Annotated in this window: 7 protein-coding genes; 6 read left to right on the forward strand and 1 reads right to left on the reverse strand. The window is 56.0% G+C overall.

Features of this window, described 5'->3' with window-relative positions; genetic code table 11:
- On the forward strand, nucleotides 1-721 hold a 721-nt coding region (locus LW884_11285; protein ID MCE3008912.1), incomplete at its 5' end, for a hypothetical protein.
- Between the two features lie 44 nt (nucleotides 722-765).
- On the opposite strand, the gene LW884_11290 is transcribed toward LW884_11285, so the two are convergent.
- The gene (locus LW884_11290) at nucleotides 766-1179 is read right to left on the reverse strand and encodes a hypothetical protein (GenBank protein MCE3008913.1); all 414 of its coding nucleotides are present in this window, start codon (nucleotides 1177-1179) and stop codon (nucleotides 766-768) included.
- 25 nt (nucleotides 1180-1204) lie between these two features.
- Here LW884_11290 and ruvA point away from each other — a divergent pair, with 25 nt between their 5' ends.
- The 5 genes from ruvA to raiA all read left to right on the forward strand — a co-directional run bounded on the left by ruvA (nucleotide 1205) and on the right by raiA (nucleotide 11113).
- Nucleotides 1205-1771: a Holliday junction branch migration protein RuvA gene (gene ruvA / locus LW884_11295; protein MCE3008914.1), complete on the forward strand. Its 567-nt coding sequence runs from the start codon at nucleotides 1205-1207 to the stop codon at nucleotides 1769-1771.
- 250 nt (nucleotides 1772-2021) lie between these two features.
- Nucleotides 2022-9305, forward strand: coding sequence for a cell surface protein SprA (sprA, locus tag LW884_11300; GenBank protein MCE3008915.1), 7284 nt, complete (start codon nucleotides 2022-2024; stop codon nucleotides 9303-9305).
- Between the two features lie 79 nt (nucleotides 9306-9384).
- Entirely contained in the window at nucleotides 9385-9582 is a 198-nt protein-coding gene (gene rpsU, locus LW884_11305) for a 30S ribosomal protein S21 (protein MCE3008916.1), read from the forward strand.
- A gap of 192 nt (nucleotides 9583-9774) precedes the next feature.
- Complete coding sequence (locus LW884_11310; GenBank protein ID MCE3008917.1) at nucleotides 9775-10680, forward strand: tyrosine-type recombinase/integrase; 906 nt, start codon at nucleotides 9775-9777, stop codon at nucleotides 10678-10680.
- A 127-nt stretch (nucleotides 10681-10807) separates the two neighbouring features.
- Nucleotides 10808-11113 carry a ribosome-associated translation inhibitor RaiA gene (gene raiA / locus LW884_11315; protein MCE3008918.1) on the forward strand — a complete coding sequence of 102 codons (306 nt, stop codon included), beginning with the start codon at nucleotides 10808-10810 and terminating at the stop codon, nucleotides 11111-11113.
- Nucleotides 11114-11371: the final 258 nt, after the last annotated feature.

Consider the following 11371-nt stretch of genomic DNA (forward strand, 5'->3'; position numbering starts at 1 on the left):
CACGGTGGTACTTACTGTTACTGCTAGCTACCGAAACTGTGCCCAGATACTGGCACTGAACCCCGCACTGGCGGGTACCGGGGTTGCTGAGTACACCATCGACCCCGATGGGAACGGAACTACCTATGCGCCCTTTGCCTGCAGCTGCGACATGAGTACCGATGGCGGTGGCTGGACCCTGGTACTGAACTACAACCACATTCGAAATACGGACCCAGCCCTTACTGTGCGAAGCAATAATCTACCACGTCAGGGTTCTACAGACCTGGGTGTACCGGTGCTACCGGGCGAAGCCGGGACAAACAATTGGGGCCATGCCTCCAGGACGCTGATGGCCGCACTTCAGTTTAGCCGACTACGCTTTTTTGCCCGGACACATGTGCACAATCGGGTTATACATTTTACCATAGATGACCCTACCATGATTGGGTACTTCAGGGGAAGTAACAATGGGCCCGTGAACGTGAATTATATCAGATCGAATGCGAACTTTACCGATCTGTCTCCGTCCCATTCAGCAAATATCCCCGGTGTGCTTGACGGCGGGTGGAATTTCAGGGGCGACTTAGCCATGTGCGAATACCCCTTCTATGTGGGTAGTACCTTCCACTGGTCCATATCAGCTCCTCCGATCGGTACCCCAGGACGAGGATGGTGTGTGGATAATAACTTTACGATAGGGAATACAGCCGATACTTTCCACCAGATATGGGTTCGGTAAACCAGCGACATCCATAAAAAAGGGGGGACAGCGTGTCCCCTTTTTTATGGATGCATGGCCAGCTTGTGGGCCAGCAGGGGCATGGAGGTCCAGCCAGCCAGGATCAAATAGAGTAGCAACTCGGCCCATACATAGCTCCGCAGGAAGCCAGGAGCGGTGGACACGCTGGCAAGGCGCTGGCTCAGCCAGAAGCTGCCCAGCAGGCCCAGGAACAGAAAACCCACCGCACCGAGCCGAAGTAGCAGGTACTGCGCCTCTGGCCAGGTGCTGGTGCCCAGCCAGGTAAACACAAGCAACCCCAGGATGGCAGCTAGCCGGGCAGTAGGGTAGGGCTGCAGGCGTGCCTGTGCCTCTGCCCAGGCTTCGGTGCTTAACTGCCCCAGGGCATAGCGCTTCAGGTATACATACACCCCTGCTGCTGCCATCAGCACTGCTAGCTCGAACCCCCAGTAGATCATAGCTGCAATCTACTAACTTAGCACCATGATCGCATTCCTACAGGGAAAAGTGGCCTGGCTGGAGCCGGCAGAGGTAGTGATAAACTGCCAGGGTGTGGGCTATGCCTGTCGGATCTCGCTGAATACCTACCTGGCCATCAAGGATCAGACAGAGCTATTGCTACACACCCACCTGCAGGTGAAGGAGGATGCCCATACGCTGTATGGCTTTGCCCGCCCCGATGAGCGGGCCCTGTTTATACAGCTACTGGGGGTAAGTGGGGTGGGGGGCAGCACCGCCCTGATGATGCTGAGCGGGATGACGGTGGCAGAGCTACAGGCCACCATACAGGCCAATGACGTGGCCGGCCTGAAGAAGCTGAAAGGCGTGGGTGAGAAGACAGCCAGCCGCATCATCCTGGAGCTACAGAACAAGCTGCCTAGCCTGCACGATGGCCCGGTGCCGGGCACCAGCCTGCGCCAGGATGCCCTGCAGGCCCTGGTGAGCCTGGGCTTCCCAAAGCAGGAAATGGAAAAGCGCCTGGACCGGATCCTGAAGGAGCAAGCAATAGCCGATGCGGAAACGCTGATAAAGCTGGCCCTAAGGGGATAAAAATTTACAGATTCCGTATATTTGCTGCCCCAGGCTTCGTTAGTGGATAGTACGTCCCCCCATATAAGTCAAGGCATTGTTGAGAACCCCAAGCATTTTGAATGGCATAAACTCTACCTGTATTTAACTGTTTGTTTTGCTCGCCCATTCGTTTCTGGCATATCTCAAGCTGTTGCCTTGGCTTTTTATACCCGCTGAGTCCACCCCGTCGGATTCAGCGGCTGTGCTGCCATCTCTACAGCTGTTCGCAGTGCCCCAGGTTTCCCAGGCCTCCCAGGCCTCTGCTACCCCATCGGCCCTGCTGCTGATGCCCAGGCAGACCAGCCCGAATGACACGGACGAGCTGGAGGACAGGTATGGAGACCCCACCCACCGGCGTAGCTACGACAATAGCCGCCTGCCCCCTCCCCCAAACCTGAGCAAACGGGTGGAACTGGCGCCAGACGGCCAGGGCTACTACATCTATGAGCAGATAGGCACCCACGATATACGCCCCCCCACCTACGTTACCCGCGCTGAGTATGAGCGGCTGCGCGAGCAAGAGGCCACCCAGCGCTACTTTGCCAAAACTGCCGGAAACAGCACCGACCCGGGTGCTGCCGGTGGAGACCTGATCCCGGAATTGAAGGTAAACAGCAAGCTTTTTGCCACCATATTTGGCTCAAACAAGATTGACATCAAGCCAAACATTAGCGTTCTGCTGGATTTTTCGGTGCGCGTAAACCGAATGCGCAACCCCTCCCTCACCATCCGCCAGCAGCGCAATACCAGCTTCAACTTTGACCAGCAGATACAAATGGATGTGGTGGGCAGCATAGGCGAAAAGCTGAAGCTGCGCGTAAGCTATGACACGGAGGCCACGTTCAGTTTCGAAAACCAGTTCAAGATCAGCTACGAGGGAGACGAGGACGACATTATAAAGAGCATAGAGGCCGGGAACGTGAGCATGCCCGTAAATGGCACCCTCATCTCTGGCGGACAGAACCTGTGGGGGATAAAGATGGTAAGCCAGTGGGGACCAATATGGGTAACCACCCTGGCCAGCCAGCAGCGCGGCAAAACCGAGGAAGTAACCGTACGGGGCGGTAGCCAAGAAACGGAGTTTGAGGTGGAGTGTGCGGACTATGACATGAACCGCCACTTCTTCCTCAGCCACCACTTTCGCAATCTGTACGAGCAGAGCCTGGTCAACCTGCCGCTGGTTAATAGCCCCATCAACATAAACCGGGTGGAGCTGTGGATGACCAACAAGAATAACCGATCCAACACCAACACACGGAACTGCATAGGCCTGGTAGATCTGGGCGAGAATGCCCCCCTGCCGTCGGTAACAGATGCACGCACCGGCGCGCGCAGCCCCCGGGGGGGGCGCCTGCTGGAACAGGATCCCGCCATTGTGGCCACCAATCCCACCTTTGTTGTGCCGGACAATAACGCCAATAACCTGTATGAAAAGGTGGTAAACGCAGGCGGGAGCCGAGACCGTACTACCGTAAAGGAGGCGCTAAGGGGCCTGAGCCTGGATGAGGAGGTGGATTTTGAGCTCTACCAAAACATGCGCCTGCTCACCGAGAGCGAGTATACGCTGAACCGCCAGCTGGGCTATGTGAGCCTGAACAGCCAGCTACAGGATGATGAGGCCCTGTACGTATCCTTCGAGTACACCATAGCCGGAAGTCAGCGGGTTTTTCGGGTGGGTGAGTTCTCCATAGACCAAACCGAAAATCAGGGCACCCCCTCCGTACTCTTTGTAAAAACCCTGAAGCCGGGCCGCCAGGCTGTGGTTACCGCAGACCGCCGCCAGTTTCCCACCTGGGACCTCATGATGAAGAACTTCTACTCAATAGGCGGCTTCAATATACAGGAAGACAAGTTCAACATTGAGGTGGTGTACCAAAGCACAGATGGCAGCGGCGACATCAACTACCTGCCTACCAGCACCGTGGCCAATACCCCGCTGGTTCAGGTGTTTGACATGGACCGCCTGACCAATAATAAGGAACTGGGTGCCGACAACCGCTTTGACTACATCCCCGGCATCAGCATCCAGCCCGATAAGGGCACGGTTGTTCTTACCCGCCTCGAACCCTTTGGCCAGCACTTGGTCAATCAGTTTACAGCCAACCGCCAGGAAGACTCCATTCGCTATGCCTTCACCGCCCTCTATCGCCAGACCCAGCAGGACGCCATCCAGTTCTCCCCCCAGGTCAACCGCTTCAAACTACGCGGTAGATACTCTGCCAAGAGCAGTAGCGAGATCTATCTCAACACGGTGCAGCTTACCCCAGGCTCGGTAAAAGTACTGGCCGGGGGCCGCCAGCTGCAGGAGGGCATAGACTATACCGTGGACTATCAGATTGGCAAGGTTAGCATTATAAACCCAGGCCTGCTTACCAGCGGCCAGGACATCAGCGTCAAGTTTGAGTCCAATACCCTCTTCGGCATAGACCAGAAGACCATGCTGGGGGCCAGGGTAGAGTATCGGGTAAACAAGGACATACAGTTTGGCACCACCCTTATCCACCTGAATGAGCGTCCGCTGATCAACAAGGTTATTATCGGCGACGAACCCATTAGCAACACCGTCTATGGCTTTGACGTGAACGTGCGAAAGGAAAGCCGGTTTATAACCGGTATTGTAGACAAGCTGCCCTTCTTCGACACCAAGGCGCCGAGTGAAATCCAGTTTACCGGCGAGTTTGCCCAGCTGCTGCCCGGCATGCCCCGGCAGATCCGTACCAACAACGAGCGCGGAATTGCCTATATCGATGACTTTGAGGGTGCCCGAACCACCATCGACCTCATGAGCCAAAACCTCTGGAAGCTCTCCAGTAGGCCCACAAACCGCATTGCTACCGATGGCACACCGCTCGGCTCGGGAGACTTTCGCGCCAAGCTGGCCTGGTATGCCATCGACCCCGTATTCTTTGACCAGCCCCAAAACTTTGGCTACAACAACAACTCCCAGAGCCTGAACAACCAGTATAGCCGACGGGTAAATCCCCGCGAGGTTTTCCCGAACCGAGATTTCTTTGCCGGAAACAACATCCTCACCACCTTCGACCTACACTACTGGCCCAGCCTGCGCGGACAGTACAACCTGGAGGACAATGGCGGCAGACTAAACCCCGACGGCACCTTTACCGACCCGGAGCGAAACTGGGGTGGCATTATGCGCCGTACAGCCAGTAATACCGACTTTGAAGCGGCCAACTTCGAGTTCATCGAGTTTTGGGTGATGGACCCCTATCTGGACAGCCCCACCCATGAGGGGGGCGACCTATACCTGAACCTGGGCCTGGTGAGCGAGGATGTGCTGGACGACGGCCAGCTGGTAGCCGAAAATGGCCTGCCCGCTACACAGGACCTGAAGAATCAACGCGTTGGATTTAGCGAAACAGCCTGGGGACGTGTGCCCAGCCAGCCCCCAGCCACATCGGCCTTCAGCAACGACCCCGATGCCCGGGGCCTGCAAGATGTGGGCCTGGATGGCATAAATGACGAAGAGGAACGCGCCCTGTTTGCCCCCCAGCTGGCAGCCCTGCAGGGCGTGCTGAGTGCCGAGGCCTTTGCAGCCATTAATGCCGACCCCAGCGGAGACAACTATGTGTTCTTCCGCAATACGGGTGCCTATCCCAATGGGACCTTCCTGCTGGAGCGCTACCGGAGCTTTAACCACGTGCAAGGCAATAGCCCGCTGAACTCCAATAGCCAGGAGGTGAGCGAAATGGCTACCCCAAACCCCGATGTAGAAGACCTGAACGTGGATGGAAAGGTAAGCGGCGAAGAGCGCTTCTACGAATACCGAATCAGCCTCCGCAGGTCCGAAATGGTGGTGGGGCAAAACTACGTGGTAGACCGCCGGGTGGTGGATGTAGAAACCCCGGACAACGTGCCCAAGCAGGCCACCTGGTACCAGTTTCGCATCCCGCTGCGCACAGGCTCGCCCATAAATGGCATTACGGACTTTAAAAGCATGAACTTCCTGCGCATGTACCTCACGGGCTTCCGCCAGGAGGTGGTGCTGCGTTTTGGAAAAATGGACCTGGTGAGTACCCAGTGGCGCACCTACCGCGAGAGCCTGAAGCCTGGGGGGCCCCAGCAGAATCCCGAGCCGGAGGATGTACTGGCCAACTTCTCCATCGGTACCGTAAACATTGAGGAAAATGGCACGCGAAACCCCTTCAACTACGTCATTCCGCCAGACATTGACCGGGTGCTAAGCCCCGGGGCACAGCAGACCGGACTGCTGCAAAACGAGCAATCCATGGTACTGAAGGTGCAAGACCTGGAAGAGGGCGATGCCCGGGGTGTATTCAAAACCCTGCAGCTGGATCTGCGGAACTATGAGCGCCTGAAAATGTGGGTACACGCAGAGCCCAACCTGGGTGCCTGTGCCAACTCGGCCTTTGCCAACTGTGGCGATGCAGAGGTGTTTGTCCGCCTGGGTACAGACCTGGACGAGAACTACTATGAGTTTCGCCAGCCGCTGTGCCCCTCCACCCCTGGCGACAATAGTGCGCAGAACATTTGGTCGAACGAACTGAACATTGAGCTGGGAAACCTGAACCAGGCCAAATTCCTGCGAAATCAGGATGTAAATAATGGTAATGGCAGCCTGGCCGGGCTATATACCTATGCGCTGGATGCTGAGCGAAGCGTAGTTGTGCGCGGCACCCCGCAGCTAAACAATGTGAAGAACGTCATGATTGGGATCCGGAACCCCGATGACGGCGGCCAGCCTATCTGTGTGGAGATGTGGGCCAACGAACTGCGCGTTACCGACTTCGTTAACCGTACCGGCTGGGCTGCCAATGCGCGGGCAAACATCAAGCTGGCCGACCTGGGAAGCATTAGTGTGGCGGGCCAGCGGATGACCGCCGGCTTTGGCGGCGTGGAAGAGCGCATCAATGACCGATCGCTGGAATCCACCACCCAGTACGACCTGGCCATGACCCTGAATGCCGGCAAGCTGCTGCCCCAGGAGGCCCGCCTGGAGATCCCCACCTACGTAACCCTGAGCGAACGCTTCACAACCCCCCTGTATAACCCCAGCGACCCCGATATTCGCCTGGAAGATGCCCTGAATGTGCTGGAGGGACAAGAGCGCGAGCTGTACCGAGATAGCCGGCTGGACTATGAAAAAAAATGGGGCTACGCCTTCAACAACGTACGCCGTGCACCCAGGCCCGGAAATAGCAAAATAAAGCCCTGGAGCTTCAGCAACCTCTCCTTTACCTACGGCTTCAACGAGGTGTACCGGCACAACACACAGGTGCGACGGGGCATAAGCCGCACCTGGAATGGTGCCATAAACTATACCTACAACCTGAACCCCAAGAACTACAGGCCGCTACAGGGGGTAGGCAAGCGGCCCAATCTGATCAATGAATTCAACTTCTACCTCCTGCCCAAGTCCGTTACCGTACGCATAGAGGGCATGCGCCGCTACGATGAAACGGTGTACAGGCAGCTGAGCCTGAATACCCAGCCACTGGCACCGGTGTACAATCAGAACTTCACCATTACCCGCACCTACCAGGTGCGCTGGGACCTGACCCGAAGCCTAAGCGTAAACTACACCGCCACCAACCAGAGCCGGGTAGACATGCCCCGGGGCCGCATAGACACCCCCGCCGAGCGTGATACCGTGCGCAGAAACTTACTGAGCCTGGGCAGGCAGAACGAAACCGGAAAGGACATGCTCATCAACATGGGCCGAACCGTAAACTTCAACCAGCAGATCAACATTACCTACCGGCTGCCTTTCGATAAGGTAACCTATACGGACTGGATTACCGCATCGGTAAACTACAACACCCAGTTTACCTGGCTAACGGCGGCCCTACAGAATAACAATCTGGGAAACAGCATCTCCAACCAGCGCACCATACAGACGCAGGGCCAGCTGAACATGACGAAGCTGTACAGCAAATTTCCCTTTGTGGAAAGATGGACCGCCCCTATAAAAAAACGCACGGTAGTATCCAAGGAAGACAGCAGCCGCACCGAAGAGGATGACCCCTACGTGGCCGTAAAGGCGGTGGGCAAAACCCTGGCCCGCTGGCTCTTCAGCATCCAGACAATAGATGCCAGCTATACCGTAAACCAGGGTACCAGCCTGGCGGGCTATGCCCCGCGTACCAATAACTTTGGCATGGACTGGGGCTTCCGAGACTCGCTAACCGGCGTGAGCAGCAACGCCCCCGGTGCCGGCTTCCTGCTGGGTGCCCAGCCCAACCTCGAGCCCGGCGGCTTTATCAACGATGCAGGAGCCAGAGGCTGGTTCAGCCGAGATACCAGCCTGGTAAACCCCTATAACCAAACGGATAGCAGGCAGTTTACGGCACGCACCTCGGTGGAGCTGTTCAAGGGCTTTCGGGTAGACCTGAATGTAGACCGAGCCACCAGCTGGAATGCCAATGGCCTGTATCAATATAACAACCGCCTGCGAGACTATGACTACAGCAACCGCCAGCTGAACGGAACCTTCAGCATGAGCTTCCTCAGCTTCTTTAGTGCCTTTGAACGCCGGGGAGACGTAAGTGCCGCCTTCAACCGCTTCGACAACAATCGGCGCATCATCAGCAAGCGGCTGGCGGATGAGAACTCCAACTATGCCCAGGCTACCAATGCAGGCCGTGTGGCCAGCAATGAGGTACTGTTTGCCAACAACTACTACAACGGCTACCTGGGCAATAGCCAAGAGGTGCTTGTGCCCGCCTTCCTATCGGCCTACGGCCCATACAATCCCAACCGTGTCCGGCTGGATCCCTTCCCCCGCATTCCGCTGCCCAACTGGAACGTAGCCTTCAATGGCCTGATGGAAATTCCTTTCTTCAAGAAAAACTTCCGCTCCGTAACCCTGCGCCATGGCTACCGCAGTACCTACAGCACGGCCTATCTGCTCAACCTCAATTACTTCGACTTCAATGGAAATGGCCTGCCCGACAGCAACCAGGTGTACGGGGAGGGCTTCGCATTTGGCAACCCCTCGGCGGTAGTACCGGTCTACAACTTCCAGACCGAGTATACCATCAACAGCATCGTTATCCAGGAAGCCTTTACGCCACTGGTGGGCTTCAACTTTGCCTGGAAAAATGGCATAACCACCACCCTGGACTACAAGCGTAGCCGAAACCTGGTGCTGAACATAGGGGCCCAGCAGCTAGCCGAAACCCGAAACTCCGAGTTCTCGCTGAACCTGAGCTACCGAAAGGATGGCCTGCTGCCTAGCCTGCGCCTTTTTGGCAGGGACATGCAGCTTAAAAATACCATTACCTTCCGCCTGGAACTTACCCTGCGAAACATCACACAGGCCAACCGCAAGCTGGACAGTGAGGAACCCCCACTGCCTACCGGGGGCAACCTGAACTTTGTGATAAAACCCGGTATAGACTACATGATCAATACCCAGCTGACGGTGCGCGCCTATGTGGAGCACAACCGAAATACACCTGCTGTATCCACCAGCTTCCCCACCACCTACACGGCCATAGGCGTACAGCTGCAGTTCAACCTAACTTCTCTCTAGTTTTTTATAGTTTTTCGAAGTCTGGATTACGGAATTTTTGTAATTTTACCCTCCCATATCTTATACACAGAAACCGCGTATGATCATTGTAGAGCTAAAAGACGGCGAAAGCATAGAAAAAGCCCTGCGCCGCTACAAAAAAAAATTTGAGCGCCTTGGCATCCTGAAGCAAGTTCGTAGCCGCATGTATTTCACCCCGCCCAGCGTAGGCCGCCGCGAGGAGATAAAGAAGGCGGTGCGCCGTCAGAACTACATAGAGACGCACGACCTACAGTAGCCGTGCGCTGGTGCTGGCCTCTTGGGCTGTAGCCAGAGCACACCGCTCCCAACTAAAGCCCGGTTCCTCAAGCGGCTTGCTCCGTGGCACTTCTGTCCGGGTGTATAGTCCACGCTAATCCGGGAAAAAACATAGACTTTGGTCTAACTTTGTCGGGTCTTTTGCTGTATATAGCAGAAGACCTGTTTTTTTGTGCAACACCTGGATGCTTTTCTTCGCTACCTGGCCCACGAGCGCAGGTATTCCGCACACACCCTGTGCGCCTATGAGCGAGACCTGCTCGATTTTGAGGCCTTTACCGAGAAAGTCTATGAGCTTAGACCCCTCTCCTGCACGGCACACCTGCAGCAGCTGCGGCACAGTGTGTTACGCCACTATGTAGGGTCTCTTTCCCACGGCCGTGCCACCATCCTGCGCAAGCTAAGTGCTGTGCGTAGCTTCCTTCGGTATCAGCAAAAAATAGGCGTACTAACTACCAACCCGGCTGGCCGGATGGCGCTACCCAAGAAGCACCGTCGCCTGCCCGAGTTTGTGCGGGCCGAAGATCTGGCACGGCTGCTGGACGAGCCGCTATCCCCCACGGAGGATCCGGTACAGAAGTTCCGGGCTGCGCGCGACCAGTGTATATTGGAAATGCTGTACGGATGCGGCCTGCGCCGGGCCGAGCTGGTGCAGCTGCGCTGGCAGCAGGTAGATACCTATACCCGCACCCTATCTGTACTAGGGAAGGGAAACAAGAAACGGATTGTTCCCATTGGCCGTTCGCTACTGGCAGCGCTGACAGAATACCTGCACTGCTGCCACCAGCTGAAGTTAGACTATTTTACGCGCTTTTTCCTTACCGAGCGCGGAAAACCGGTGTATGACAAGCTGGTGTACCGCGTGGTGCGTGCCAGGCTACAGCATGTGCCCACCGAGGGCAAGCATCCGCACCTGCTGCGCCATAGCTTTGCCACCCACCTGGTAGACGGTGGGGCCGAGCTGAACGCCGTAAAAGAGTTGCTGGGCCACAGCAGCCTGAGGGCTACCGAGGTGTATGTGCACACCAGCATAGGCAAGCTGAAGGAACTACACAAAAAAGCACATCCCAAGGCATAATTGCCTTGCGTAGCTATATTTTTTTCTCTAAATTTTCGTCTATACTACGGCTGGCCTCCCCACAGGCCCTAGCCAGAGCGGGAGGGGAGCCGAGTCTGTTTTATCGAAACTTAAAACACTTGATATTATGCAAGCCACTATTCAAAGCATCCATTTTGATGCAGATCATTCCCTCAAGTCTTTTGTACAGGAGAAGGTAACAAAGCTGGATCAGTTTTATGAGAACATACTTTCCAAGGAGGTGATCCTGAAAAAAGAGAACAGCGATAGCGACAAGGGTTCTATCTTTGAGATCAAACTGCGGGTGCCCAGCCAAACGCTGATAGCCACCGAGACCGCCAGCACCTTTGAGGAAGCTACGGATAAGGGGCTGGACAACATGGTGCGCCAGCTGAAGAAGTTTAAGGATAAGCAACGGACCATACGGGTCTAAAGTAGACCCATCCGGTAGATATAACAGGCGCTGCTCATACAGGGGCAGCGCTTTTTGTTTGGTACTACTGGTTGGTGGTAGGGTCTGTTACACCATTGGAGTTGTCGTGTCATTTTGCCGACACGGTGCCCTAAAGCCACCCACCTGTATGGGACGCTTCGAGTGGATGTGCCGACAGATGTTGCATCGGCATACGGAACGGGTGGGTGCGGAGCCTTCCGCTCGCTTCTTGCCGGGCCCAGGCCGATACCAGGGCAC

The organism is Bacteroidota bacterium, from assembly GCA_021300195.1.
GTDB lineage: Bacteria > Bacteroidota > Bacteroidia > J057 > JAJTIE01 > JAJTIE01.